Consider the following 24,784-nt stretch of genomic DNA (forward strand, 5'->3'; position numbering starts at 1 on the left):
TCAGGCAGCCACTGCGCAGCGGGAGCCGGGGCGGCGGGCGACGGAAACGATGAGGGGCCACGGGCGGGCCGCGAGCTGTTCGGCGACTTCCGGCTGCAAGCCGGCGTCTGCGCACCAGGACGCGAGCCCGGAGCGGGTGATCGACAGGGTCCCGGGCGCAGCGGCGGCTTCCTCGCCTGCGTCCGCACCCGTCAGGAACTCCACCAGCAGGAGCCGGCCGCCGGGCCGCAATACCCTGGCGGCTTCGCGCAACACGTCGGCCGGCTGATCGGCCTGGTAGAGCACCTGGTCGATCGTGACCGTGTCGAAGCTCTGGTCGGCGAAACGCAACTGGTACATGTTGCCCTGGCGCACCGACAGATGGTCGAGCCCGGCGGCATGCAGGTTGCTGCGCGCGAGCACGATCATCTCGCGGGAGATATCGATGCCCACGGCCAGGTCGGCGGAGACCCCCAGCAACCGCAGCATGCGGCCCGTGCCCGTGCCGATGTCGAGCAGTTCGCCGAGGGCCTCGCCGGCCATCAGGTCGGTGATACGTGCATCGACGCCGGCCGGAGTCGGCACCGCATCGCCCGGCGCACTGCGCCTGACCTGCGCGGCACGGCGGGCGAAGATCCGCTCCAGCCGCTCACGATCGAGACGCAACACCGGGTCATCAACGGGCAACAGGCGTACGAGGTTGCGCGCAAGTTGTGCGCCGGGCCCACCGAGCGGCAGGCGGTAATACACCCAGTTCTGCTCGCGGAAGCGATCAAGCAGGCCCGCGGCACACAGCACCTTCAAATGGCGCGACACCCGCGGCTGGCTCTGTCCGACCACCTCCGTGACTTCCGTGACCGTGAGCTCGCCGCGCGCGCACAGCGCCATCAGCCGCAGTCGGCTCGGATCCGCGATCGCCTTGAAGGCCTCGAGAATGCGATTCATGAAGAGATCCGGCTCAATGGGGTCGGGGCAGGGAATGCAATTGCGCGGATATAAACATATCTTTATATCGGTGTAAATCGTCCCCGCCTGTGACGGCCGGAAACCCTAGTGGAGGCGATCGGACCCGGGCGGCGACGCCACGTCCACTGCCAGCAACTGCTCCATGTCGACGGCGTCGAGCGCATAGGCCTTGTTGCAGAACTCGCAACGCACCTCGATCTGGCCCTCGGCCGACAGCAGGTCGGCGAGCTCCGCGCGGCCGAGGAGGCGCAGCGCCGACTCGACGCGTTCGCGCGTGCAACTGCAGCGGAAACGCACGGGGCGCGGGTCTGCGAGGCGCACTTTCTCCTCATGGAACAACCGTCGCAGCAGCTCCGTCGAGCCGACGGAGAGCAATTCCTCCGGGCTCAGCGTGTCGGCCAGCAATGCAGCGCGCCGCCAGGCTTCCGGGCCTGCGGCATCCGGGCCCTGCGGCTCCGCGGCGTGGTCGCCATCGTCAGCGCCGTCGCCGGGCATCTGTTGCAGCAGCATGCCTGCCGCCACATCCCCGTCGGCGGCCAGCCACAGCCGCGTCGGGAGCTGCTCGGACTGCGCGAAATAGGCCTCGATGCAGGCCGCCAGGGTGCCGGTGTCGGCCAGGACGATCCCCTGGTAACGCTCGCGCCGCTTGCGCCGCTCGATGGTGATCGCCAGGCGACCGCCGCCCGTCAGTTCGGCCAGCGTGCCGCGGGGATCGTCGCCGCGCCATTTCGCCAGGCCGCGGACGGTGAGGTCGCTGGCACACTGGGCCACCAGCAGGTTGAGCGCTCCCTCGCCCTGGATCTGGAGTGTCAACAGGCCATCGAACTTCAGGGTGGACGCGAGCAGCGCCGATGCCGCCATCGCTTCTCCGAGCACGGCACGCACCGCCGGCGGATAGTCCTGCCGCGTCAGCAGCGCGCGCCAGCTCTCCTCGAGACGCACGATTTCGCCGCGTACGGGGGCATCCTCGAACATGAAGCGCCGCAGCGCATCGCCATCGTCCATCAGCCCGCCAGCAACCGTTTCAACAGCTCGTTGACCAGCGCAGGATTGGCCTTGCCGCCGGTGGCCTTCATCACCTGGCCGACGAAGAATCCGAACAACTTGTCCTTGCCCGAACGGTACTGCTCGAGTTGCTGCGGGTTCGCCGCGATCACTTCCATGACCACGGCCTCGACCGAAGCGGAGTCCGTGATCTGGCGCAGGCCGCGCGCCTCGATCACGGCATCGGCGTCGCCCTCGCCCGCCCACATGGCCTCGAAGACTTCCTTGGCGATCTTGCCGGAGATGGTTTCATCCTCGATACGCCGCAGCAGTCCGAGCAACGCCTCCGGATCGAGCGGGCTCGCGGTGATCTCGAGTCCCGCCTTGTTGAGCGCGCCGGCCAGTTCGCCCATCACCCAGTTCGCGGCCAGCTTCTTGTCCGCGAGGCCCGCCGCCACCGTCTCGAAATAGTCCGCCGCCGTCCGACTGACGCTCAGCACGCCCGCGTCATACGCCGATAAGCCATACTCGGCGATGAAGCGTTCGCGCTTGCGCCACGGCAGCTCGGGCAGCCCTGCACGCACTTCCTCCACGAGTTCGGGACCGATCTCCAGCGGCAACAGGTCCGGATCCGGGAAGTAGCGGTAATCGTTCGCCTCTTCCTTGCTGCGCATCGGGCGTGTCTCGTCGCGCTCCGGGTCGTAGAGGCGGGTCTCCTGGACCACCCGCCCGCCGGATTCCAGGATGTCGACCTGGCGCTCGACTTCGAACAGGATCGCGCGCTCCACGAAGCGGAAGGAGTTCAGGTTCTTGATTTCCGCCCGCGTGCCGAACTCGTGGCGCCCGACGGGACGCACGGAGATGTTCGCATCACAGCGGAACGAGCCTTCCTGCATGTTGCCGTCGCAGATGCCGAGATAGCGCACCAGCTGGTGGATCGCCTTCATGTAGGCCACGGCTTCCCTGGCGGAGCGCATGTCCGGTTCCGAGACGATCTCCAGCAACGGCGTGCCGGCGCGGTTCAGGTCGATCCCCGACTGGCCCTGGAAGTCCTCGTGCAGCGACTTGCCGGCGTCCTCCTCGAGGTGCGCGCGGGTGATGCCGATCGTCTTGCGCGCACCGTCTTCCAGTTCCAGCTCGATCCGCCCGCCATGCACCACCGGCAGCTCGTACTGGCTGATCTGGTAACCCTTCGGCAGGTCGGGGTAAAAATAATTCTTGCGCGCGAACACGGACCTGGGGGCGATGGTGCAGTCGGTGGCGAGACCGAAGGCGACGGCCATGCGCACGACGCCCTCGTTGAGCACCGGCAGCACCCCCGGGTAACCGAGGTCCACGAGGCAGGCCTGCGAGTTCGGCTCAGCGCCGTAAGCGGTCGTGGCGCCGGAGAAAATCTTGCTCCGGGTGGCCAGTTGGGCGTGAATTTCCAGCCCGATGACGGTTTCCCATTCCATGCGAGATCCTCAGGCGAAGGCGCCGCCCGGCGCCCTCGCGTGCCAGTCGGTTTCCTGCTGAAAGCGGTGTGCGACGTTCAGGATGCGTCCCTCGTCGAAGGCGCGGCCGACGATCTGCAGGCCGACGGGCAGGCCGTCCACGAAGCCGCAGGGCGCGGACAGGCCGGGCAATCCCGCCAGGTTGACGCCGATCGTGTAGATGTCGTTGAGGTACATCGTCACGGGATCGTCCACCTTGGCGCCGAGCTCGAAAGCCGGCGTGGGCGAGGTCGGCCCGACGATCACGTCGACCGATTCGAAAGCCTGGCGGAAGTCCGCGGCGATCAGCTGCCTGACCCGCTGGGCCTTCAGGTAATACGCGTCGTAATAACCCGCCGACAGCACGTAGGTGCCGGTCATGATGCGGCGCTTGACCTCCGCGCCGAACCCTTCGCCCCGGCTGCGCTTGTAGAGATCCTCGAGATCGCGCGGCGCGTCCGCGCGGTAACCGAAGCGGATGCCGTCGAAGCGCGACAGGTTGGACGAGCATTCGGCCGGCGCGACCACGTAATAGGTCGGCACGGAGAGGCCGATATTCGGCAGGCTGATCCGGCGCACTTTCGCGCCGAGCCCTTCCAGTACCTTCAGCGAAGCCTCGATGGCCGCCGCATTGGCCGGATCGAGACCCTCGTCCATGAACTCCTCGACCAGGCCGATGGTGAGGCCCTCGAGCGATTCGCCGAGTCCCGCCGCATAGTCCGGTACGGGCGCATCTACCGACGTGGAGTCGCGCGGATCGTGGCCGGACATGGCGGTCAGCAGCAGCGCGGCATCCTCGGCCGTCTGCGTGAGTACCCCCGCCTGGTCGAGACTGGAGGCGAAAGCGATCATGCCGTAGCGCGACACCCGGCCGTAGGTCGGCTTGATGCCGGTGATCCCCGCCAGCGCCGCCGGCTGGCGGATGGAGCCGCCGGTGTCGGTCCCGGTCGCGGCCGGCACCAGCCGGGCGGCCACGGCGGCGGCGGAACCCCCAGAGGAGCCGCCGGGCACGCGCTGCGTGTCCCACGGGTTGCGCACCGGCCCGTAGTAGCTCGTCTCGTTCGACGAGCCCATGGCGAACTCGTCCATGTTGGTCTTGCCCAGCATGACCGTGCCCGCGTCGCGCAGCCGCTCGACCACGGTGGCGTCGTAGGGCGAGATGAAATTATCGAGCATCCGCGAACCGCAACTGGTCTTGACCCCGGCCGTGCAGAAGATGTCCTTGTGCGCGATCGGCACGCCGGTCAGCCCGGCCGCGCCCCCGGCCAGGCGGGCATCCGCGTCGCGCGCGGCGGCCAGGGCGGCCTCGCCGGTCACCGTGATGAAGGCGTTCAGCTCGCCGTCGAGCCGCCCGATGCGCTCCAGCAGGTGGCGCACCAGCTCCTCGCTGCTGAATTCCCGGTCACGCAGGGCGCGCGCGATCCCGGCCAGTGTCATGCCGTGCATGGGTCTGTGCTCCGTGCTTACTCGAGGACTCGCGGCACCAGGTAGAGACCTGATTCCACCGCCCCGGCGTTCTGCTGGTAAAGTTCGCGCTGGTCCGGCTCGCTGACGACGTCCGGGCGCAGCGGCTGGGTCATGTTCAGGGGGTGCGCCATCGGGGTCACGCCCTCGGTCGCGGCCTCGTCCAGGTGCTGGACGAAATCGATGATCCGCGACAGGTTGTCCACGTAAACGGGGATCTCGTCGGCGGAGATCTCCAGTCTCGCGAGGTGTGCGATTGACTCGACCTCGTGCCGGCTAAGCTTCATGCAGGTCTCCGGGAGCTTGGCTAAAAGGCGCTTTCGACAAGCGTTAGATGATAACCTCGCGCTTGCCCGAAGTCGCCCCCGTTGCTAGATTTACGAGCTTGTCCGCCGTTTTCATCCGGTGCCCGCCGCGCCGCCCAGCAGCCTCTCTCCTGATTATCTCCCGGTAACGTATGTTCAAGAATATTCGGGGTTATTTCTCCAACGACCTGTCCATCGACCTGGGCACGGCCAACACCCTCATCTACGTGCGGGGCCGCGGCATCGTGCTGAACGAGCCCTCGGTGGTCGCGATCCGCGAGGAAACCGCCCGCGGCGGCCGCACCGTGCAGGCCGTCGGCGCCGAGGCGAAGAGCATGCTGGGGCGCACGCCCGGCAACATCACCGCCATCCGCCCCCTGAAGGACGGCGTGATCGCCGACTTCACCGTGACGGAGAAGATGCTCCAGCACTTCATCAAGAAGGCGCATGGCAGCCGCTACTTCCGCCCCAGCCCGCGAGTGCTGGTCTGCGTGCCCTATGGTTCGACACAGGTCGAGCGTCGCGCGATCCGTGAATCCGCGGAGGGCGCCGGCGCACGCAAGGTCTATCTCGTCGAGGAACCGATGGCGGCCGCGATCGGCGCCGGCATGCCGGTCGGCGAGGCGCGCGGCTCGATGGTCCTCGACATCGGCGGCGGCACCTCCGAGGTCGCGGTGATCTCCCTCAACGGCATCGTCTACGCCGCCTCGGTGCGCATCGGCGGCGACCGCTTCGACGAGGCGATCATGAGCTACGTGCGGCGCAATTACGGCATCCTCATCGGCGAGGCCACCGCGGAGCGCATCAAGCACGAGATCGGCGCGGCCTACCCGGGCCAGGAAGTGCGCGAGATCTCGGTGCGCGGCCGCAACCTGTCGGAAGGCGTGCCACGCAGCTTCACGCTGAATTCGAACGAAATCCTCGAGGCCCTGCAGGAACCGCTGCAGGGCATCGTCGGGGCGGTGAAGGCCGCCCTGGAGCAGACGCCCCCCGAGCTGGGCGCGGACGTCGCGGACCGGGGCATCGTGCTGACCGGCGGCGGCGCCCTGTTGCGCGACCTCGACAAGCTGCTCATGGAAGAGACCGGCCTGCCGGTGATCATCGCCGAGGACCCCCTGACCTGCGTGGCGCTCGGCGGGGGCAAAGTACTCGAACTTCTCGACCAGCACGGCCCGGGCCTGTTCGGAATAGAGTGAGGGGCTGGCCTCCGTGTCGGCCCGGGGTACACAATAGGCGGCGGTTAAACATAACGCTGCCGTGAACCCGATCAACCAGGCCGAAAACAAACCGTTGTTCGACCGCGGCCCTTCGCTGGGCACGCGCATGGTGCTGCTCGCGTTCCTGTCGGTGTGCCTGATCTACCTCGATTACCAGCAGGGACACCTGCAGACGGTGCGACGCGCGCTCTCCGTCGCGGTCTATCCCATTCGGGTGCTGGTCGATATGCCGTCTGCCACGTTCGGCTGGGCGAGGGAACGGCTCGCAGAGCGCGACAGGCTGGTGACCGAGAACCGGGAACTGCGGCTCGAAAGCCTCCGTCAGCAGGCCCGCCTGCAGCAACTCATCGCGCTCGAAGTGGAGAACGCGCGGCTCAGGTCGCTGATGGAATCGCCGGCCCGGCTGGCCAACCGGGTGCAGGTCGCCGAGATCCTCGCCGTGGACCTGGATCCCTACCGGCACCGGATCGCGCTGAATCGCGGCGAACAGGCCGGCGTGTACGAAGGTCAGGCGCTGCTCGACGCAGACGGCATCGTCGGGCAGGTCATTCGCGTCAACCCGCTTGGCGCCGAGGCGATTCTCATCAGCGATCCCAGCCACGCCACTCCCGTCGAACTCAGCCGGAACGGCCTGCGCACCGTCGCGCTCGGTGTGGGCGACGTGACGCGCATGGACCTGCCGTTCCTGCCCAACAGCGCCGACATCCAGGTCGGCGACCTGTTGACCTCCTCGGGACTCGGCGACGCTTTCCCCGCGGGTTACCCGGTGGCACGCGTGACGCGCGTCGAGCGCCGCCCGGGAGAGCCGTTCGCGCACGTCGAGGCCGAGCCGACCGCAGCCCTGAACAGGACTCGCCAGGTCCTGCTCGTCTGGAAAGGCGGCGAACAGGTGGCCTTGCCGTGAGCGCTGCCGCAAGGCCGAGCGGCTGGCCCGTGATCCTGTCGCTGCTGGTGGCGTTGTCGCTCGAGGTCACCCCCTTGCCTGCGGACCTCGCGGCCTGGCGGCCGCCGTGGCTCGCATTGACCGCCATCTACTGGGCGCTGGCCTATCCGCGCCGCTACGGGCTTGCACTGGCCTGGTTCGCCGGGGTGGTGCTCGACGTGCTGAAAGGCGGCGTCCTCGGCCAGCATGCACTCGCCATGACCCTGGCCACCTGGCTGACGCTGCGCTTTCACCTGCGCCTGCGCGTGTTTCCGATCTGGCAACAGACCGTCGCGATCGGCGCGGTGGTCGCCTGCCACCAGTTCATCGTGTTCTGGGTGGACGGCGTCGCCGGCGCCGCCGAGCTCAACTGGCAGCGGGCGGCGCCGACGCTTGCGGCCGTGATCGCCTGGCCCGTGGTCGTTGCGCTGCTCGACGGGCTGCGACTGCGACTGCGGATGCTGGCGTGAGCATCAACCGGCTCAAGGACCACTGGCACGAACAACACATGTTCTTCGGCCGGCTGGTCGCTGCCGCACTGATCACCGTGCTGCTGAGCGGCCTGCTCATGTATCGCCTGGTCGACCTCCAGGTCGTGAATTTCGAGCATTTCAGCCGCCTCTCGCACGGCAACCGCGTCAGGATCGAACCCGTGCCTCCGGTGCGGGGCCTGTTGCTGGACCGCGAAGGCCGCCTGCTCGCCGAGAACCGGCCGGTCTACCAGCTGGAACTGGTGCCGGAGCAGGTATCCGACATCGACGGCACCCTCGACGAACTCGTATCCCTCGGCCTGCTCGACGCCGAGGACCTGCCGCGCATTCGCAACCAGCTGCGCAGCCAGCGGCGTTTCGAGCCGACCGTGCTGCGGCAGCGGCTCGACGAGCAGGAGGCCGCTCTCTTCGCGGTGAAGCGGCCGCAATTCCCCGGGGTGGACATTCGCGCACGCCTTGCACGGCAATACCCGCTCGGCGAGATCGGTGCGCACGCCATCGGTTACGTCGGCGCCGTGAGCGAAGCCGACCTGCAACGCCTGGACACGGCCAACTACGCAGGCACGGCACAGACCGGGCGGACCGGCGCAGAACGGGCCTGGGAGCACCTGCTCCACGGCACCACGGGCTATCGACAGGTGCTCGTCAACGCCCAGGGCCGCACGTTGCAGGAACTGGAACGCAATGACGCAGTGCCCGGACACAACGTCTACCTGACCATCGACATGGAGCTGCAGGCCGTGGCGCGGGAAGCGCTCGCGGGGCGCCGCGGTTCGATCGTGGCGCTCGATCCGCGCAATGGCGAGGTACTCGCACTGGTCAGCACCCCCGCCTTCGACCCGAACCTGTTCAGCACCGGCATCTCGGGCGCGCAATACAACGCCTTGCAGAACAGCCCGGACCAGCCCCTCTTCAACCGCGCCTTGAGGGGGCAATACCCGCCCGGCTCGACCATCAAGCCGCTGCTCGCCCTGGCCGGCCTGCACTACGGCGTGATGGATGCGGCGGACTCGATCTTCTGCCCCGGCTGGTTCAGCCTCCCGAATCATTCCCATCGTTATCGCGACTGGAAACGGACCGGCCACGGCACGGTCGACCTGGAGGAATCGGTCGCGCAATCCTGCGACGTCTACTACTACCAGCTGGCAATGACACTGGGCATCGAGCGGATGCACGAGTTCCTCGAATGGTTCGGGCTCGGCGAACGGACCGGGATCGATATTCCCGGCGAGCAGCCGGGGCTGCTGCCCTCGCGCGAATGGAAGCGCACGGCATTCCGCGAGCGCCAGGACCAGGTCTGGTTCCCCGGCGAAACCGTGATCACGGGCATCGGCCAGGGCTACATGCTCGCCACCCCGCTCCAACTGGCGCAGAGCGCGGCCATTCTCGGTAATCGCGGGCGCGGGTTCCGGCCCACGCTGCTCGCTGCAGTAGAGAACCCGGCGAGCGGGGAACGCGTCGCAGTGACGCCTGAGCCGCTGCCGCCGCTGCGCCTGCAGCCGGACCACGTCGAGGAAGCCGTGGACTCGATGATCGCGGTCGTCCACGGTCCGCGCGGCACGGCACGCGCTACCTGGATCGACTCGAGCTGGACAGTGGCGGGGAAGACCGGCACGGCCCAAGTGGTCGGCATCGCGCAAGGCGAGGAGTACGACGAGGAAGCGACGGCCGAACGCGAACGTCCGCACGCGTTGTTCGTCGCGTTCGCGCCCGCCGAGAATCCGCGGATCGCCATCGGCGTGCTCGTGGAGAACGGTTCCAGCGGCAGCACCACAGCAGCGCCGATCGCCCGGGTGGTCATGGACCACTGGCTGCAACGGGAGGCCGACTGACATGGCCGTGTCGCAATCCGTATTCGGGGAACGTCACGCCATCGGCCTGGGCCGGCGCATCATGCTCGGGCTGCGGCTCGACGGTCCGCTGCTCGCCGGCCTGCTGTTGATCGCCGCTTTCGGCCTGGTCGTGTTGTGGAGCGCCGGAGGGCAGGACCCGGGGCTCATGGTGCGCCAGCTCATCCGCCTCGGCGTGGCGTTCGCCGTCATGCTCGCCGTGGCACAGGTGCCGCCGAAGATGCTGCGCATGTGGTCGCCATGGTTGTTCACCGTCGGCCTGCTGCTGCTGGCGGCCGTACTGATCGCGGGCGACCTGGGCAAGGGCGCGCAACGCTGGCTCGATCTTGGTTTCATACGTTTCCAGCCCTCGGAGATCATGAAGCTGGCCGTGCCCATGATGGCCGCCTGGTATCTCCACGACCGGCCCCTGCCGCCGCGCTTCCGGGAGCTCCTCATCGTGCTGCTGCTCGTCGCCCTGCCGGCCGTGCTGATCGCACGACAGCCGGACCTCGGCACGGCCCTGATGGTCGGCAGTGCCGGCATGCTGGTGGTCCTGCTGGGCGGCCTGCGCCTGCGCCTGATCATCCTGCTGGGGGTCACCGCGGCCGCGCTCGCCCCCGTGTTGTGGCACTTCATGCACGATTACCAGCGCCGCCGCGTGCTGACTTTCTTCAATCCGGAGACCGACCCTCTCGGCGCCGGCTACCACATCATCCAGTCCAAGATCGCCATCGGTTCCGGCGGTCTGTTCGGCAAGGGCTGGGGCAACGGCTCGCAGGCGCAGCTGGAATTCCTGCCCGAGCGCTCGACGGATTTCATCTTTGCCGTGCTGGGCGAGGAATTCGGTTTCCTGGGCCTCGCGCTGCTGATCGCCCTGTACCTCTTCGTCGTCGGCCGCGGCATGGTGATCGCCCTGCAGGCCCAGGACACCTATACGCGCCTGCTGGCGGGCAGCATCAGCCTGACGTTCTTCGTCTACGTGTTCGTCAACACCGGGATGGTCACTGGCCTCCTGCCGGTGGTCGGGGTGCCGCTCCCGCTGGTCAGTTACGGTGGAACCTCGATGGTGACCCTGATGGCGGGTTTCGGTATGCTCATGGCCATCAACGGTCACCGAAACCTGCTCGCCAGATGAAGCCCTGCATCCTTTTCGTTTGCTGCGCTGTGCTGGTCGCCGGGTTGGCGGCGCCGCAGCCGGTCGTCGCGTCGCTGCCGCTCGATCCGGACCGCGAAGACGTGCGCGCCTTCGTCGCGGCAGCCGAGCGGGAACACGGGCTGGATCCGGAGACCGTGCGCGCGGTGCTCGGACTGGCCCGCATCCAGCCGCCGATCATCGACGCCATCAGCCGGCCGGCGGAGCGCGTGCGCCCCTGGCACGAATACCGCGGCATCTTCATGACCGAGGAGCGGATCGCGGCGGGGACCGAATTCTGGCAGACGCATCGGGAACGGCTCGACCGGATCGCAGCCGAGACCGGCGTCCCGCCCGAGATGATCGTCGGCATCATCGGGGTGGAAACTTTTTACGGGCGCATCCTCGGGCGTTACCGCGTGCTCGACGCACTGGCGACCCTGGCCTTCGAATATCCGCCGCGCAGCGCCTTCTTCTCGCGCGAACTCGCGCAGTTCCTGTTGCTGGTCGATGAGCAGGGACTGGAGATCGAGACACCGGTGGGCTCCTATGCCGGCGCGATGGGACTGCCGCAATTCATCCCCTCCAGCTATCGAGCCTATGCGGTCGATGGCGATGGCGACGGGCGAATCGACCTGTGGAACAGCAGCGACGACATCCTGGCCAGCGTCGCGGGCTATTTCAGTGACCATGGCTGGCGACGGGGTGAACCCGTGGTGGTCCCCGCGGTCGCGGGCGAACGCGATCCGGCGGATCTCGCGGCCCAGGCTTTGAAGCCGGGCACCACGGTCGGCGCATTGCGGGCGGCCGGCGTCTCGCTTGACGGGCCTGCTCCGAGCGATCCGTCAGCAGCGGCCGGCCTGTTCGTCCTCGAGCACGAGGAGGGCCCACGCTACTGGGCCGGCTTCCACAACTTCTATGTCATCACGCGCTACAACCGCAGCCTGATGTATGCGCTTGCGGTCCACCAGCTCGGCGAGGCCATCCGGGCGCGCGTCGAAGGGGATGCGAATGCGGGCTGAGGGCGGCCTCCGGAAGGCCGCCACGGCCGGCACCATCGCGGCGCTGTTGCTGCTCGGCGGTTGCTTCGCGCCGCGCGATCCCGGTTTCGGCCTCGGTGACGGCCCGCCTGCCCGCCCGCTGGATGCTGCCGGGATTCCGGATGCCGTCCCGCGCGCGGAGCCGCGCAGCAAAAGCGGCAACCCGCCCTTCTACGAGGTCAGGGGGCGGCGCTACTACGTCATGAACGATGCCGCCGGTTACCGCGAGAGCGGCATCGCGAGCTGGTACGGGACGAAGTTCCACGGCCGGCGTACCTCGAGCGGTGAGCCCTACGACATGTACGCGATGACGGCGGCGCACAAGACCCTGCCCTTGCCCAGCTACGTGCGGGTAACGCATCGGGGGAACGGACGCAGCGTCGTGGTGCGGGTCAACGACCGCGGGCCCTTCATCGGCGACCGGGTGATCGACTTGTCCTACGCCGCGGCCGTGCGCCTCGGCATGCACAACGAGGGCACCGCAGCCGTGGACGTGGAAATCATCACGCCTCGCCAGGCGCTGGCCACGTCCGACCACACGCAGGTTGCGGGTGGTGCAGGGTCGTCCCCGGAGCCCAGCTGGTTACAGGTCGGCGCGTTCTCCAGCGAGGAGAACGCCGCACGCCTGCAGGCCCGGCTGGTGGAAAGCGGTATCGACGGCGTCGTGCTGTCGCCGCAGGAGCATCCGCGGCAACGCGTTTACCGGGTCCGGATCGGGCCTTTGACCGCGATCGACGAAATCGAACGCACCCTCGAACGGGTGCGGGGCCTGGGAATCCGGGACGCGCACCTCTCGACGGACTGAGCCCGCCTACACGCTCCGCGACCGAGCGTGTAACATTCCTGACTGGTTCCACCCCTCACAACGACGGCCATGCGCCGCCCCCGGGAGTCATGCGCTCAATATCCGTTCTCTGTCTCGTGCTGGTCCTGTTCTCCCCGCCGCTTGCCGCGATCGCCCAGCAACCGGCGTCCCTGCTGCCCCCCGTTCCGGCAGCACCGGCGGTGGCCGCCCGCGGCTATATCCTGCTGGACTTCAATTCCGGCGAAGTGCTGGCGGAAAAAGATGCCGACGCGAGCATGGATCCGGCCAGCATCACCAAGCTGATGACCGCCTACGTGGTGTTCAGCGAGCTCAGCAAGGGCCAGATGCGCCTCGACGACCTGGTCACCGTGAGCGAGCGCGCCTGGCGCACCGGCGGTTCACGAACCTTTATCGAGGTCGGCTCGCGCGTCAGTGTCGAGGACCTGCTGCGCGGCATGATCATCCAGTCCGGCAACGACGCCTCCGTGGCCCTCGCGGAGCATACGGCCGGCTCCGAGGCGGCGTTCGCCGAACTGATGAACGAGTATGCGCGGCGCCTCGGGATGGTGAACAGCAACTTCCTCAACGCCAACGGCCTCCCTGCAGAGGGCCACTACAGTTCGGCACGCGACATCGCCCTGCTGGCCAGCGCGATCATTCGCGAGTTCCCGGAGTTCTACCAGTTCTATTCCGAGCGCGAGTTCACTTTCAACAACATCACGCAGCGCAACAGGAACCAGATGCTGTGGCGCGACCCCAGCGTGGACGGCATGAAGACCGGCATGACGGATGCCGCGGGTTACTGCCTGGTGGCGTCGGCAGAGCGCGAAGGCATGCGCCTGATCTCCGTGCTGCTCGGCACCAGCAGCGCCAAGGCCCGGGCCGATGCCACGCAGAGCCTGATGAACTGGGGTTTCCGCTTCTACGAAAGCCACCGGCTTTATGCGGCAGGCGAAGCCGTGACCAGCGCGCGGATCTGGAAAGGCGAGCAGGACACCCTCGACCTCGGCCTGACCGAGGATCTCTGGGTGACCGTGCCGCGGGGCCGCTACGATGCCATGCAGGCCTCGCTCGAACTGCAGTCGCCCCTGGTCGCCCCGCTGGCGCCGGAGGATGCGGTCGGCCGGATCAAGGTCAGCCTGGAGGACGAGCCGCTCGCGGAGCGGCCACTGCATCCCCTGGGCAGATCGACGGAGGGGGGGCTCGCGCGGCGTGCGCTGCACTCCGTCCTGCTGTGGTTCGAATGAGCGAGACCCTGCTCGAATTTCCATGTGATTTTCCGCTCAAGGTCATGGGCCGGAAAGATCCGGGGTTCCGCGAACTCGTGGTCGCCATGGTCGAGGCGCATGCCGGCCCCGTGCCGGAGAATCATGTGCGGCTGCGCGACAGTCGCGACGGTAATTTCGTCGCGTTGACCGTGATCGTCCACGCCCGGACCCAGGCGCAGCTCGATGCGATCTATACCGACCTGTCGGCGCATGATCGAGTGCTGATGGTGCTTTGATGACTTTTCCCGTGGTGCATCGGCTCGGCCGCGTCGACTACGAGCCCACCTGGCGCCGTATGCAATCGTTTGCCCAGACGCGCGGTCCCGAGCAGCCCGACGAGCTGTGGTTCCTGGAACACCCGCCGGTTTTCACCCTGGGGCTCAACGGCCGGCGCGAGCACTTGCTGGCGCCCGGGGACATCCCCGTCGTGCAGGTCGATCGAGGCGGCCAGGTCACTTACCACGGGCCCGGCCAGCTGGTCGTCTACCCCTTGCTCGACCTGGGACGCGCGGGGCTGGGCGCCCGGGCCCTGGTCTGCGTCCTGGAACGGGCGGTGATCCGTTGCGTGGCAGGCTACGGCATCGACGCTCAAGGCGATCGCAAGGCGCCCGGGGTCTACGTCGATGGCTGCAAGCTCGCCAGCATCGGGCTGCGCATCCGGCGCAACTGCAGTTACCACGGGCTGGCGCTGAACGTCGCCATGGACCTGCAGCCGTTCAACCGCATCAACCCCTGCGGCTACGAGGGGCTGCAGGTCACCCAACTGGCCGCCCTGGGCGTGGACCGGGATATCGATTCGGTAGCCGACGACCTCGAGGCCGCCCTGCTGGACGAACTGGCTCAGGCTGCCCCCAGCCTCGCGCGCAGCGCGTAGAGCCGGTCCGGCGTACCGACGTCAGTCCAGAATCCATCGTGCAACACTCCGCTGAGCCTGCCCTCGCCCGCCGCTTTTCGCAGCAACGGGGCGAGGGGAAACCGCCCCGGAGTACAGCCGTCGAACAGCTCCGGCGCAAGAACGGCCAAGCCACTGTAGGTGTAGCGCGAATCGGCATCCGGCAGTACCCGGCCATCTTCCAGACCGAAGTCCCCATCCGGATTGTGCGGCGGATTCGGCACGAGCACGAGGTGGCCCAGCATGTCGCGCGGCAGCGCGAGCCCCGCGAGCGCCAGGTCGCACCAGGTGTCGCCGTTGACCAGCAGGAAGGGGCCGGGACCGAGCAGCGGGAGGGCCTGGAAGATGCCGCCGCCGGTATCGAGCGCCGGCCAAGGCTCAGGGGAATACGCGATGCTGACGCCCCACTCCCGTCCGTCTCCGAGGGTCGCGCGAAGCTGTTCACCGAGCCAGGCGCAGTTCATGACGACCTCGCGGTAGCCGGCCGCCGCCAACGCCACGAGATGATGCGCCACCAGCGGTCGTCCGCCGACCGGAAGGAGGGGTTTCGGCATCTGGTCCGTGAGCGGACGCATCCGTTCGCCCCGACCTGCCGCCAGCACCATGGCTTTCACAGGGATCTCCTCGCCGGATCCGCGCCGGGTGGCGATTGATGACTCGCGTCGAAGTATGCCATGTTAGCGTCCGGTCGCCGGGGCGCTTGATGTATCGACTGCTGGTCCTTTCATTTTTCCTCAGCTTCCCGTGGGCGGGCGCTGCCGCGCAAGAGGGATCCATCTGTCCCCTGCCCGAGACGATCGACCTGGGCCCGATCGACGACAGCGGCCGGCTCGAGGTATCCGCCAACCGGGCCGAGGTCGAGGCGGAAGGAAACGCCGAGTTTTCCGGCGGTGTCGTGCTGCAACGCGGGGCCCAGCGCCTCGAGACCGAAAGCGCCACCTGGGATCGCGCCGCGGGGCGCGTGGTGGCCGTCAAGGGGGCGCGCTACCTGCAGCCCGGCTTCGAAGTCGAAGCCGACTCCCTGGAGTTCCTCCCGGCCGAGGGCATGGCCATCCTGAGCGGCAATCGATACCGGATTCCCTCGCAACCCGCGAGCGGCGGCGCCGAACGGATCCGGGCCGACCAGGACGGCCGGATCGAAATGGACGGGGTGACCTACACCACGTGTCCCGGCGACGACCCGGACTGGTGGCTGCGCATCGACCATCTCGATCTCGATATCGACGATGAGACCGGCGTCGCGGAGCACGTGACGCTGCGCCTGTTCGATACGCCGGTCATCTATTGGCCCTACCTCTCGTTTCCGCTGTCCGACCGGCGCAAATCGGGGTTCCTGGTGCCGGAATTCGGCCAGTCGACCCGCAGCGGTTTCGAGTTTGCCGCGCCCTACTATTTCAACCTGGCGCCCAATTATGATTACCTGCTTACCCCCGCGCTGTTGTCCAGGCGGGGCCTGCAGTTGCAGAACGAGTTCCGCTACCTGACCGAGCAGAGCCGCGGCAGCGTCCAATTCGACTACCTCTACCGGGACAGTGCGCTGGCCACCAACGACGCCCGCGCCTGGGTGAATGTCGGGCACGTCACCCGCTTCGACAACGGCTGGCGCTTCACCGCGGCCCTCGAGGATGTCTCCGACACGGATTATTTCCAGGACCTCGGGCGCGGCACCCAGGTCACCAGCCGGACCCACCTCGAGCGCCTGCTGCAGGCGGACTATATCGGTGACACCTGGCGCATCGTGGCGCGCATGCAGAACTTCCGCACGCTCGACCTCGGGATTCCGGACGACGAGCGCCCCTACGCGCGGCTGCCGCAGATCAGCGCCAACGGGCTGTGGCGAGACGGACCGCTCGGACTGGACTGGCAGGTGACCACCGAGGCGGCGGGATTCGTTCGCGATGTAGGACCGGAGGGCGGGCGCGCGGTCCTCGAGCCGGGCGTCAGTCTCCCGATCGCCGCTCCGGGATTTTTCTTCACGCCGAGCGCCAGGCTGCGCATGGTGCAATACACCTTGACCGACCAGCCGCCGGGCGCGGAGGACAATCCGGGCTACGTGGCGCCCATCCTGAGCATCGATTCCGGCCTGGTCTTCGAGCGCGCGCTTTCGCGGGGCCGCTTCGTGCAGACCATCGAGCCGCGGGCGCTCTACGCCTTCATCCCGCAACGGGACCAGGATGACCTGCCCTTGTTCGACAGCGGCCGGCCGGATTTCAACTATGTCCAGCTGTTTCGCCCGAACCGCTTTCTCGGCTTCGACCGGCTTGGCGACACCAACCAGGTGAGCGTCGGCGTGACCACCCGCCTGCTCGAGTCCGAGTCCGGGCGCGAATTCCTCACCGCATCGCTCGGCAAGGCATGGTACCTGTCGGACCCGGAAGTGGCCCTGCCCGGTGAGAGCCTGGACACCGCCGAAGGTTCGCCCATCGTGCTCGAACTCGGCCTGGGCCTGTTCAACAACTGGAACGCCGACATCGGTTACCAGTGGGAAACCGGCACCGCCGAAACCCGCCTTGCACAGTTCCGGGTGCAGTACCAGCCGGCGCCGAACCGCGTCGTGAACCTGTCTTATCGTTACCGCCCGGAGCTGCTGGAAGACCTGGCGTTCTCCGTCGGCTGGCCGATCGCGCGCCGCTGGAGCTTCGTCAGCGGCATCGAATACTCGCTGCGCGACGAAACGGCCGTCGATCGCCTCTTCGGGCTGCAATACGAAAGCTGCTGCTGGGCCGTCCGCTTCTCGGCCAGCGACCAGGTCAGCCGCCGCGACGGCAGCACCGATGCGGCGATACGGCTGCAGGTGGAATTCAAGGGGCTCGGTGGCGCCGGGGCGAGGAAGCGCTTCGAGAGTGATATCCTAGGCTACTCCGCTTATGACCAATAGAGATCCTATGCGACTGTTTTCGAAGATTTTTTTATCGACCACCCTGCTCTCGTCCGGGCTGCTGGGGAGCTTCGGCGCGCCGCTCCATGCACAGTCGGGCTCGCTCAGCGATTCCGGCGTGCTGCTGGACCGCATCGTGGCGGTGGTCGACGACGGCGTGGTGTTGCAATCCGAACTCGAGGACCGCGTCGCGCGGGTCACGGAACAGCTGCGCGCCCAGGGCACCCGCATGCCGCCGGCCGAGCTGCTGCGAGACCAGATCCTGGAGAGCCTCGTGGTCCAGCAGGTGCAGATGCAACGCGCCGCGCGACTCGGCATCCGGATCAGCGACGAACAGCTGAACCTCGCACTCGAGCGCGTCGCCGCACGCAACGAAATCCCCTTTGCGAACCTGCCCGCCACCCTGGCGTCCGAGGGCATCGACTACACGGCGTTCCGCGAAGATCTGCGGCGGGAGATGACCATCGAGGCCCTGCGGCAACGTGACGTGAACGCCCGGATCCAGGTCTCCGAGAGCGAGATCGAGCGCTGGCTGGAGCAGAACGAGGCGAACGTCGGCAACCAGCTCGATTACGACGTGTCCCAGATCCTCATCGCCCTGCCGGCGAATCCGAACCAGGAGCAGCTTTCGAGCGCCCGAAAACGCGCGGATGAGGTCTATGCGCGATTGCAGGCGGGGGACGATTTCGCCGAACTCGCGGTGGCCGAATCCGCAGGACAACAGGCGCTGTCAGGCGGCCGGCTCGGCTGGCGCCGCGGCTCACGATTGCCGCAGCAATTCGCCGGAGCCATCCAGTCGTTGTCCGCGGGCGAGGTCAGCGCCCCCATCCAGAGCAGCAGCGGCTTTCACATCTTCCGCGTCAACGAGATTCGTGGCGGCGACGAGCGTGTCGTGCAGATGCAGACCCGGGCGCGCCACATCCTGCTGACCACCAACGAAGTGGTCGACGACGAGACCGTCCGCGGCCGCCTCGAAGAATTCCGGGCCCGCATCGAGGCCGGCGAAGCCTTCGCCGACATCGCCACTCTGGAGTCGGAAGATCCGGGTTCGGCCGTCCGTGGCGGCGATCTCGGCTGGAATCCGCCGGGCACCTTCGTGCCGCAGTTCGACGCGGCTCTTGCGCAACTCGAACCGGGCGAGATCAGCGAACCTTTTCGCTCGCCGTTCGGCTGGCACATCATCCTGCTCGAGGATCGGCAGGAGCGTGACACCACGGACGAAGTGAAGCGCCGGCAGGCCATCGAAGCCATCCGCGCCAGCAAGCAGGAACAGGAAACCGAGCTCTGGCTGCGTAGCATGCGCGACGAAGCCTGGGTCGAGATCCGCGGCGGCTGAGCCGCGCCTCGCATGGGGGCCCTGCCCGCTATTGCGTTGACGACCGGCGAGCCCGCCGGCATCGGTCCCGAGTTGTGCCTGGCGGTCGCCGCGCGACCCTGGGCGGCGCGCCTGGTGGCCGTCGGTCCGCTGGAGCACCTGCGGGAGACGGCCGCACGCCTCGGTTCCCAGGTGAAACCCGTCTCCGTCTCCACGGCCCGGCCTCATCGCGCCGGCGAATTGCAGGTCCTCGACATCCCGCTCGCCGTGCCAACCGTCCCCGGCCGTCTCGACCCGCGGAATGCAGAAGCCGTGCTCTCCACGCTGCGGCGCGCCGCGCGGGGCTGCCTGGAAGGCGAGTTCGACGGCATGGTCACGGCTCCCGTGCACAAGGGTGTCATGAACGATGCCGGCTACGCCTTCTCCGGTCATACCGAGTTTCTCGGCGAGCTCGCGGGCGGCCGCCCCGTCATGCTGCTGGTCTCCGGCGAGCTGCGCGTCGCCCTGGCGACCACGCATCTGCCATTGCGGGACGTCCCCGCCGCGATCACCCCGGAAGGCCTCGATGTCGTGCTGCGCGGCTTGCATGCCGGGCTGCGCGAACGCTTCGGCATCACCGAGCCGAGAATCCTCGTGGCCGGCCTGAATCCCCATGCGGGGGAGAGCGGCCACCTGGGTGACGAGGAGATCCGCGTCATCGCACCGACGCTGCAACGATTGCGTGCAGCAGGCCTCTCGCTCGAGGGGCCACTGCCGGCCGACACCCTGTTCACCCCGGAACGCCTCGCCGGGGCGGACGCCGTGCTGGCGATGTATCACGACCAGGGCCTGCCGGTCCTGAAGTACGCAGGCTTCGGCCGCGCGGTGAACATCACGATGGGCATCCCGCTGCTGCGCACCTCCGTGGACCACGGCACGGCACTCGACATCGCGGGTCGCGGGCGCGCCGACCCGGGCAGCATGGCGGCGGCACTCGAACTGGCGATCGAGATCGCGGCACGCACAGCAGCGTCCGCATGAGCCACGCGCCACGCAAGCGTTTCGGACAACATTTCCTGCATGATGCAACCGTCATCGAGCGCATCGTGGCTGCGGTCGATCCCGTGCCGGGCGAACGTCTCGTGGAGATCGGCCCGGGAGAAGGCGCCCTGACCATGCCGCTGCTGCGCCGGGGCGCCCGCCTCACCGTCATCGAACTCGATCGCGACCTCGCCGCGCGCCTCGCCGCCCGGCCGGAAGCCGGGGATTCGTTGACCGTCATCCAGGGCGATGCGTTGCGCATGGACCTCGCGGCCCTGGCCGGCGACGGGCCGCCGCTACGGCTGGTCGGCAACCTGCCCTACAACATCTCCACGCCGCTGCTGTTCCGCTTCATCCAGCAGGCCGCCGTGATCGAGGACATGCACTTCATGCTCCAGCGCGAGGTCGTCGAGCGGATGACGGCCGGGCCCGGCTCGAAGACCTACGGTCGGCTCAGCGTGATGATCGCCGTCGCATGCCGGGTCGAGGCGCTGTTCGACATCGGCCCCGGCGCCTTCCGTCCGCCGCCGAAAGTGTGGTCTTCCATCGTTCGCCTGGCGCCGTGGCGGGACCCGCCCTTCCCGGTGGTCGATCCCCAGCGCTTCGCGGAGGTCGTACGGCGGGCCTTCGGCCAGCGGCGCAAGACTTTGCGCAATGCGCTGGCCGGCCTGGTCGACGCCGATACGATACGCATGGTCGGCTGCGATCCCGGCGCACGCGCGGAAACCCTGTCACCGGGTGACTTCGCGCGCCTCGCGGCCGCCACGCGCCTATAATCATGGTGAGCACGCCAGCGGGGAGAGCGGGAATGGATTACCAGCGAATCATTGTGGCCGTGGACCTGGACACCGAGAGCGAACGGGTCCTCGCCCGCGCAAAGTGGCTTGCGGATTTCACCGGCGCGAAGCTGCGTGTCCTGCACGTCGTCGAGTACGTGCCGGTCGAACCCATGGGGGAAGCCTTGCTGCCCGCGGTGAACATCGAGCGGGAACTCGTCGCAGGAGCCCGCAACCGGCTTGCGGAACTCACGGCCGCCGCCGGCCTGCCGGATGTCGAGCAGGAGGTCGTCGCCGGCACCATCAAGGCCGACCTGCTGCGCGCCGTGCGGGACTGGCCCGCGGACCTGCTGGTGATCGGCAGTCGAGAACGCCATGGACTGGCGCTGATCGTCAACCTCACAGAGGACGCCGTGCTGCACGCCGCTGCCTGCGACGTGCTCGCCGTGCGTCTCAGCGACTAGGCCCGCACGGGCCTCGTGTAGAATCGGGGTTTACGCGATACGCCTGCCGACGGAGCATTCTCATGGCTGAATCCCGGATCTGCATCGAGGTCGAAACCGCGTACCTGGACCACCAGTCCGACCCCGCGCATGACCGCTATGCCTTCGCGTACAGCATCACCATACGCAACGAGGGGCCGACGGCCGCCCGGCTGTTGTCGCGCCACTGGATCATCACGGATGCCGATGGAGGGGTCCAGGAAGTTCAGGGGGAAGGCGTGGTCGGTGAACAGCCGCTGATCCAGCCCGGCGAGGGCTACCGCTATTCCAGCGGCGCAATCATCCCCACCCCGGTCGGCTCGATGCGCGGCGCCTACCAGATGGTCGATGAGGCCGGACGGCATTTCGAGGCGCCGATCAGCGCTTTCACGCTGGCGAGGCCGGGCGCGCTGCACTGACGTGGCGTTCACTGCACTGACATGACGGTTTACGCCATCGGTGACCTGCAGGGCTGCCTGGATCCGCTCCAGCGCCTGCTGGAGCGCATCGATTTCGATCCCGCCCGCGACCGGCTCTGGTTCTGCGGGGACCTGGTCAACCGCGGTCCCGCCTCGCTCGCGACGCTGCGCTTCGTGCACGCGCTGGGTAACGCCGCCGTGAGCGTGCTGGGCAACCACGACCTGCACCTGCTCGCCACCGCGTGGGCCAACAATCGGCCGCAGAAACCGCGCGATACGCTCCACGAGATCCTCGACGCCCCCGACCGCATGGAACTGCTCGAGTGGCTGCGACGGCGCCCCCTGCTGCATCACGACGCGGGGATCGGGTTTACCATGGTGCACGCGGGTATTCCCCCGCAGTGGGATCTCGAGGAAGCGCGCAGCGCAGCACGCGAACTCGAGGCGGCCCTCGGCGGCGACAGCTTCATCGGCGTGCTGCGCCAGATGTACGGGGAACGCCCGGACCGATGGTCGCCGGACCTCGAAGGCATCGACCGGTTACGCTTCATCGTCAACGCCTTCACGCGCATGCGCTACGTGCGACCCGATGGCAGCCTGGAATTCGAACACAAGGGGCCGGAGATCCCGGGAGATGAATCCCTGACGCCGTGGTTCCGTTTTCCGGGGCGCCGCAGCGCCGGGCAGCGCATCGTCTTTGGTCACTGGTCCACGCTCGGCGAAATGACGCACGAGGGTGTTTTCAGCCTGGACACGGGATGCGTGTGGGGTGGTCGGCTCACCGCGCTGCGACTGGACGACCGTACGCGCCACAGCGTGGAGTGCGGGCCGGGCCTTGCGCCGCAGGCTCGCTAGAACATCGGCTCTACAACAAGGAGAAAAACACGATGCAACTGAAGCTCGAGGGACGCAGGGCCGTCGTATGCGGCGCCAGCCGCGGCATCGGCCGGGCCATTGCCGGGGTGCTGGCAGACATGGGCGCGAGCCTGACGCTCGTGGCGCGCGACGAGTCGGCGCTGGCTGCCGTCGCCGCCAGGCTGCCCGGCGGTGCGGCGCAACACGGCATCCGGGCGGTCGATTTCCTGGACACGGCGGCGGTCTCGCGCGCATTCGCCGACATCGCCGGCGAAGGACCTGTCCACGTGCTGGTCAACAACACGGGCGGGCCCGCGGCGGGACCGGTATTCGAGGCCCGGCCCGAAGAATTCGCCGACGCCTTCCGCCAGCATGTCCTGGCGGCCCAGCTGGCCGCGCAGGCCCTGGTGCCGGGGATGAGAAAATCCAAGTACGGCCGGATCATCAACATCATCTCGACCTCGGTGAAGGAGCCCATCCCGGGCCTCGGCGTCTCGAACACCATCCGGGCCGCGATGGCGAGCTGGGCGAAGACGCTGTCGCGCGAGCTCGCGCCGGCCGGGATCACGGTGAACAACGTGCTGCCGGGCTTCACCAGCACCGAACGTCTCGATTACCTGTTTCGCCAGCGTGCGGAGAAATCCGGCGGCGACATCGAGGAGATCGAGCGGGCGGCGCTGGCCCAGGTGCCGACCGGGCGCTTCGCGCGGCCCGAGGAAATCGCCTGGGCGGTGGGCTTTCTCGCCTCCCCCCAGGCGGCGTATATCAACGGCATCAACGTTCCCGTGGACGGCGGGCGCATGGCGAGCCTTTGAGCGGCTTGCCCGAAATCCGCAACTACATCGACGGGCGCCTGCAGGCGCCCGCGGGCGACCAATGGCTCGATGTATATGAACCAGCCACCGGCCACGTCTACGGGCGCGTCGCGGACAGCAATGAAGTCGATCTCGAGCAGGCCGTCGCTGCGGCCCGACAGGCACAACCGGCGTGGCGCACGGCCGGCGCCGAGGCCCGGGCCGGCTGGCTGAATGCACTCGCGACCGAGGTCGAGAACCGCATCGAGACGCTCGCCCAGGCGGAATCCCGCGACACGGGCAAGCCGCTGGCGCTCGCGCGCAGCATGGACATCCCGCGGGTCGCGGCGAACCTGCGTTTCTTCGCCGCGGCGGCCACGCAATTCGCCAGCGAAGCCCATCCCATGGGCGACGCCGGCGTCAATTTCACGCTGCGCGAACCGCACGGCGTCGTCGGCTGCATCTCGCCCTGGAACCTGCCTCTTTACCTGATGACATGGAAGATCGCGCCCGCGCTGGCAGCCGGCAATTGCGTGATCGCCAAGCCGTCGGAGCTGGCGCCTGCCTCGGCAAGCCTGTTCGCCGAGATCTGCATCGCGGCCGGCCTGCCTCCCGGGGTGCTCAATATCCTGCACGGCCATGGCCCCGGCATCGGCCAGGCCATCGTCGAGGCGCCGGCGATCCGTGCGCTGTCGTTCACCGGCGGCACGCGCACCGGCGCCCGGATCGCGACGACGGTGGCGCCGTCCTTCAAGAAACTGTCCCTGGAACTCGGCGGCAAGAATCCCTCCATCGTGTTTGCCGACTGCGATTTCGAGCGCACGATCGAGGGCGTCCTGCGCGCCGCCTTCGCCAACCAGGGGCAGGTCTGCATGTGCGGCTCGCGGATCCTGGTGGAGCGATCGCTCTACGCACGCTTTCGTGACGCGCTGGTCGCCCGCACCGGGGCACTCGAGGTCGGCGATCCGCTGGCGCCGCAGACCGACCAGGGCGCACTGATCTCGGCGGCACACCGCGACAAGGTCCTGGGCTACCTGGACCTCGCGCGACAGGAGGGGGGCCGCGTCCTTTGCGGCGGGGAAGCCGTTCGCCCGGACGCGGCGCGTTGCCGCGATGGCTGGTTCGTCTCCCCGGCCCTGATCGAGGACCTGGCGCCGGCCTGCCGCAGCAACCAGGAAGAGATCTTCGGCCCGGTGGCCACGCTGCTGCCCTTCGACGACGAGGACGACGCCGTGGCGCTCGCCAACGACGTGCCCTATGGCCTGGCCGCCTCCGTGTGGGGCCGGGATATCGGGCGCTGTCACCGCGTGGCGGCGCGCGTCGAGGCCGGGATGGTCTGGGTGAACTGCTGGATGGTGCGCGATTTGCGCACGCCTCTCGGCGGCACCAAGCACTCCGGGGTCGGTCGCGAAGGCGGCTTCGAGGCGATGCGCTTTTTTACCGAACCGAAAAACGTCTGCGTGAGTTACGAGTGAT

The 24,784-nt window shown here is 68.0% G+C and carries 25 protein-coding genes; 19 read left to right on the plus strand and 6 right to left on the minus strand.

Going from position 1 to position 24,784, the window contains the following annotated elements:
- From G6032_RS05300 to gatC, 5 genes are all read right to left on the minus strand, one after another.
- A complete protein-coding gene (locus G6032_RS05300) occupies positions 1 to 924 on the minus strand; it encodes a metalloregulator ArsR/SmtB family transcription factor (protein ID WP_165281088.1) in 924 nt (307 codons plus the stop codon).
- A gap of 105 nt (positions 925 to 1,029) precedes the next feature.
- Positions 1,030 to 1,950, minus strand: a complete 921-nt coding sequence (hslO, locus tag G6032_RS05305) for an Hsp33 family molecular chaperone HslO (RefSeq protein WP_165281089.1) — start codon at positions 1,948 to 1,950, stop codon at positions 1,030 to 1,032.
- A complete protein-coding gene (gene gatB / locus G6032_RS05310; RefSeq protein WP_165281090.1) occupies positions 1,950 to 3,383 on the minus strand; it encodes an Asp-tRNA(Asn)/Glu-tRNA(Gln) amidotransferase subunit GatB in 1,434 nt (477 codons plus the stop codon). Before gatB ends, hslO begins: the two co-directional genes overlap by 1 nt.
- Positions 3,384 to 3,392: 9 nt before the next feature.
- Positions 3,393 to 4,847: an Asp-tRNA(Asn)/Glu-tRNA(Gln) amidotransferase subunit GatA gene (gene gatA, locus G6032_RS05315; RefSeq protein ID WP_165281091.1), complete on the minus strand. Its 1,455-nt coding sequence runs from the start codon at positions 4,845 to 4,847 to the stop codon at positions 3,393 to 3,395.
- Positions 4,848 to 4,864: 17 nt separating this feature from the next.
- Positions 4,865 to 5,152: an Asp-tRNA(Asn)/Glu-tRNA(Gln) amidotransferase subunit GatC gene (gene gatC / locus G6032_RS05320; protein WP_165281092.1), complete on the minus strand. Its 288-nt coding sequence runs from the start codon at positions 5,150 to 5,152 to the stop codon at positions 4,865 to 4,867.
- Positions 5,153 to 5,322: 170 nt separating this feature from the next.
- Between gatC and G6032_RS05325 the strand changes: the two genes are divergently transcribed.
- The 10 genes from G6032_RS05325 to lipB all read left to right on the plus strand — a co-directional run bounded on the left by G6032_RS05325 (position 5,323) and on the right by lipB (position 14,751).
- On the plus strand, positions 5,323 to 6,366 hold the full coding sequence (locus G6032_RS05325; protein ID WP_165281093.1) for a rod shape-determining protein: 1,044 nt from the start codon (positions 5,323 to 5,325) through the stop codon (positions 6,364 to 6,366).
- Between the two features lie 61 nt (positions 6,367 to 6,427).
- Positions 6,428 to 7,291, plus strand: a complete 864-nt coding sequence (gene mreC / locus G6032_RS05330; protein WP_346763762.1) for a rod shape-determining protein MreC — start codon at positions 6,428 to 6,430, stop codon at positions 7,289 to 7,291.
- The gene (mreD, locus tag G6032_RS05335; RefSeq protein WP_165281094.1) at positions 7,288 to 7,779 is read left to right on the plus strand and encodes a rod shape-determining protein MreD; all 492 of its coding nucleotides are present in this window, start codon (positions 7,288 to 7,290) and stop codon (positions 7,777 to 7,779) included. Before mreC ends, mreD begins: the two co-directional genes overlap by 4 nt.
- Complete coding sequence (mrdA, locus tag G6032_RS05340; RefSeq protein ID WP_346763763.1) at positions 7,776 to 9,632, plus strand: penicillin-binding protein 2; 1,857 nt, start codon at positions 7,776 to 7,778, stop codon at positions 9,630 to 9,632. The genes mreD and mrdA overlap by 4 nt, the downstream gene beginning before the upstream one ends.
- Positions 9,633 to 9,693: 61 nt before the next feature.
- Entirely contained in the window at positions 9,694 to 10,767 is a 1,074-nt protein-coding gene (rodA, locus tag G6032_RS05345) for a rod shape-determining protein RodA (protein WP_165281242.1), read from the plus strand.
- Entirely contained in the window at positions 10,764 to 11,786 is a 1,023-nt protein-coding gene (mltB, locus tag G6032_RS05350; protein WP_165281095.1) for a lytic murein transglycosylase B, read from the plus strand. Before rodA ends, mltB begins: the two co-directional genes overlap by 4 nt.
- Entirely contained in the window at positions 11,776 to 12,609 is an 834-nt protein-coding gene (locus G6032_RS05355) for a septal ring lytic transglycosylase RlpA family protein (RefSeq protein WP_206211823.1), read from the plus strand. The genes mltB and G6032_RS05355 overlap by 11 nt, the downstream gene beginning before the upstream one ends.
- A gap of 89 nt (positions 12,610 to 12,698) precedes the next feature.
- Entirely contained in the window at positions 12,699 to 13,856 is a 1,158-nt protein-coding gene (locus G6032_RS05360) for a D-alanyl-D-alanine carboxypeptidase family protein (RefSeq protein WP_165281097.1), read from the plus strand.
- On the plus strand, positions 13,853 to 14,113 hold the full coding sequence (locus G6032_RS05365) for a DUF493 domain-containing protein (RefSeq protein WP_165281098.1): 261 nt from the start codon (positions 13,853 to 13,855) through the stop codon (positions 14,111 to 14,113). The genes G6032_RS05360 and G6032_RS05365 overlap by 4 nt, the downstream gene beginning before the upstream one ends.
- Positions 14,113 to 14,751, plus strand: coding sequence for a lipoyl(octanoyl) transferase LipB (gene lipB, locus G6032_RS05370; RefSeq protein ID WP_165281099.1), 639 nt, complete (start codon positions 14,113 to 14,115; stop codon positions 14,749 to 14,751). Before G6032_RS05365 ends, lipB begins: the two co-directional genes overlap by 1 nt.
- On the opposite strand, the gene murU is transcribed toward lipB, so the two are convergent.
- Complete coding sequence (gene murU, locus G6032_RS05375) at positions 14,718 to 15,383, minus strand: N-acetylmuramate alpha-1-phosphate uridylyltransferase MurU (RefSeq protein WP_165281100.1); 666 nt, start codon at positions 15,381 to 15,383, stop codon at positions 14,718 to 14,720. The two genes, lipB and murU, sit on opposite strands and share 34 nt — an antisense overlap.
- A gap of 89 nt (positions 15,384 to 15,472) precedes the next feature.
- Between murU and G6032_RS05380 the strand changes: the two genes are divergently transcribed.
- From G6032_RS05380 to G6032_RS05420, 9 genes are all read left to right on the plus strand, one after another.
- The gene (locus G6032_RS05380; RefSeq protein ID WP_165281101.1) at positions 15,473 to 17,647 is read left to right on the plus strand and encodes an LPS-assembly protein LptD; all 2,175 of its coding nucleotides are present in this window, start codon (positions 15,473 to 15,475) and stop codon (positions 17,645 to 17,647) included.
- A gap of 7 nt (positions 17,648 to 17,654) precedes the next feature.
- Positions 17,655 to 18,983 carry a peptidylprolyl isomerase gene (locus G6032_RS05385; RefSeq protein ID WP_165281102.1) on the plus strand — a complete coding sequence of 443 codons (1,329 nt, stop codon included), beginning with the start codon at positions 17,655 to 17,657 and terminating at the stop codon, positions 18,981 to 18,983.
- Between the two features lie 12 nt (positions 18,984 to 18,995).
- Complete coding sequence (gene pdxA, locus G6032_RS05390) at positions 18,996 to 19,982, plus strand: 4-hydroxythreonine-4-phosphate dehydrogenase PdxA (protein WP_165281103.1); 987 nt, start codon at positions 18,996 to 18,998, stop codon at positions 19,980 to 19,982.
- Positions 19,979 to 20,758, plus strand: a complete 780-nt coding sequence (rsmA, locus tag G6032_RS05395; protein WP_165281104.1) for a 16S rRNA (adenine(1518)-N(6)/adenine(1519)-N(6))-dimethyltransferase RsmA — start codon at positions 19,979 to 19,981, stop codon at positions 20,756 to 20,758. Before pdxA ends, rsmA begins: the two co-directional genes overlap by 4 nt.
- A 32-nt stretch (positions 20,759 to 20,790) precedes the next feature.
- The gene (locus G6032_RS05400; RefSeq protein WP_165281105.1) at positions 20,791 to 21,222 is read left to right on the plus strand and encodes a universal stress protein; all 432 of its coding nucleotides are present in this window, start codon (positions 20,791 to 20,793) and stop codon (positions 21,220 to 21,222) included.
- 62 nt (positions 21,223 to 21,284) lie between these two features.
- Positions 21,285 to 21,659 (plus strand): Co2+/Mg2+ efflux protein ApaG, encoded by a 375-nt coding sequence (gene apaG, locus G6032_RS05405; RefSeq protein ID WP_165281106.1) that lies wholly within the window; start codon positions 21,285 to 21,287, stop codon positions 21,657 to 21,659.
- A 21-nt stretch (positions 21,660 to 21,680) separates the two neighbouring features.
- Positions 21,681 to 22,514, plus strand: a complete 834-nt coding sequence (locus tag G6032_RS05410; protein ID WP_165281107.1) for a symmetrical bis(5'-nucleosyl)-tetraphosphatase — start codon at positions 21,681 to 21,683, stop codon at positions 22,512 to 22,514.
- A gap of 32 nt (positions 22,515 to 22,546) precedes the next feature.
- Positions 22,547 to 23,329, plus strand: coding sequence for an SDR family oxidoreductase (locus G6032_RS05415; RefSeq protein ID WP_165281108.1), 783 nt, complete (start codon positions 22,547 to 22,549; stop codon positions 23,327 to 23,329).
- The gene (locus tag G6032_RS05420; RefSeq protein WP_206211824.1) at positions 23,326 to 24,783 is read left to right on the plus strand and encodes an aldehyde dehydrogenase; all 1,458 of its coding nucleotides are present in this window, start codon (positions 23,326 to 23,328) and stop codon (positions 24,781 to 24,783) included. The genes G6032_RS05415 and G6032_RS05420 overlap by 4 nt, the downstream gene beginning before the upstream one ends.
- The last annotated feature ends 1 nt before the right edge of the window (position 24,784 follow it).

It is taken from the genome of Wenzhouxiangella sp. XN24 (genome assembly GCF_011064545.1).
In the GTDB taxonomy this organism is placed as follows: Bacteria; Pseudomonadota; Gammaproteobacteria; order Steroidobacterales; family XN24; genus XN24.

Bases quoted from the DNA above. Each gene is read 5' to 3' on its own strand.
- gatA (WP_165281091.1), bottom strand. From the start codon at position 4,847: ATGCACGGCATGACACTGGCCGGGATCGCGCGCGCCCTGCGTGACCGG.
- gatC (WP_165281092.1), bottom strand. From the start codon at position 5,152: ATGAAGCTTAGCCGGCACGAGGTCGAGTCAATCGCACACCTCGCGAGA.
- G6032_RS05415 (WP_165281108.1), top strand. From the start codon at position 22,547: ATGCAACTGAAGCTCGAGGGACGCAGGGCCGTCGTATGCGGCGCCAGC.
- rsmA (WP_165281104.1), top strand. From the start codon at position 19,979: ATGAGCCACGCGCCACGCAAGCGTTTCGGACAACATTTCCTGCATGAT.
- apaG (WP_165281106.1), top strand. From the start codon at position 21,285: ATGGCTGAATCCCGGATCTGCATCGAGGTCGAAACCGCGTACCTGGAC.
- G6032_RS05355 (WP_206211823.1), top strand. From the start codon at position 11,776: ATGCGGGCTGAGGGCGGCCTCCGGAAGGCCGCCACGGCCGGCACCATC.
- G6032_RS05385 (WP_165281102.1), top strand. From the start codon at position 17,655: ATGCGACTGTTTTCGAAGATTTTTTTATCGACCACCCTGCTCTCGTCC.
- hslO (WP_165281089.1), bottom strand. From the start codon at position 1,950: ATGGACGATGGCGATGCGCTGCGGCGCTTCATGTTCGAGGATGCCCCC.
- gatB (WP_165281090.1), bottom strand. From the start codon at position 3,383: ATGGAATGGGAAACCGTCATCGGGCTGGAAATTCACGCCCAACTGGCC.
- G6032_RS05410 (WP_165281107.1), top strand. From the start codon at position 21,681: ATGACGGTTTACGCCATCGGTGACCTGCAGGGCTGCCTGGATCCGCTC.
- G6032_RS05380 (WP_165281101.1), top strand. From the start codon at position 15,473: ATGTATCGACTGCTGGTCCTTTCATTTTTCCTCAGCTTCCCGTGGGCG.
- G6032_RS05300 (WP_165281088.1), bottom strand. From the start codon at position 924: ATGAATCGCATTCTCGAGGCCTTCAAGGCGATCGCGGATCCGAGCCGA.
- G6032_RS05365 (WP_165281098.1), top strand. From the start codon at position 13,853: ATGAGCGAGACCCTGCTCGAATTTCCATGTGATTTTCCGCTCAAGGTC.
- G6032_RS05360 (WP_165281097.1), top strand. From the start codon at position 12,699: ATGCGCTCAATATCCGTTCTCTGTCTCGTGCTGGTCCTGTTCTCCCCG.
- lipB (WP_165281099.1), top strand. From the start codon at position 14,113: ATGACTTTTCCCGTGGTGCATCGGCTCGGCCGCGTCGACTACGAGCCC.
- pdxA (WP_165281103.1), top strand. From the start codon at position 18,996: ATGGGGGCCCTGCCCGCTATTGCGTTGACGACCGGCGAGCCCGCCGGC.
- G6032_RS05400 (WP_165281105.1), top strand. From the start codon at position 20,791: ATGGATTACCAGCGAATCATTGTGGCCGTGGACCTGGACACCGAGAGC.
- rodA (WP_165281242.1), top strand. From the start codon at position 9,694: ATGCTCGGGCTGCGGCTCGACGGTCCGCTGCTCGCCGGCCTGCTGTTG.
- mltB (WP_165281095.1), top strand. From the start codon at position 10,764: ATGAAGCCCTGCATCCTTTTCGTTTGCTGCGCTGTGCTGGTCGCCGGG.
- G6032_RS05325 (WP_165281093.1), top strand. From the start codon at position 5,323: ATGTTCAAGAATATTCGGGGTTATTTCTCCAACGACCTGTCCATCGAC.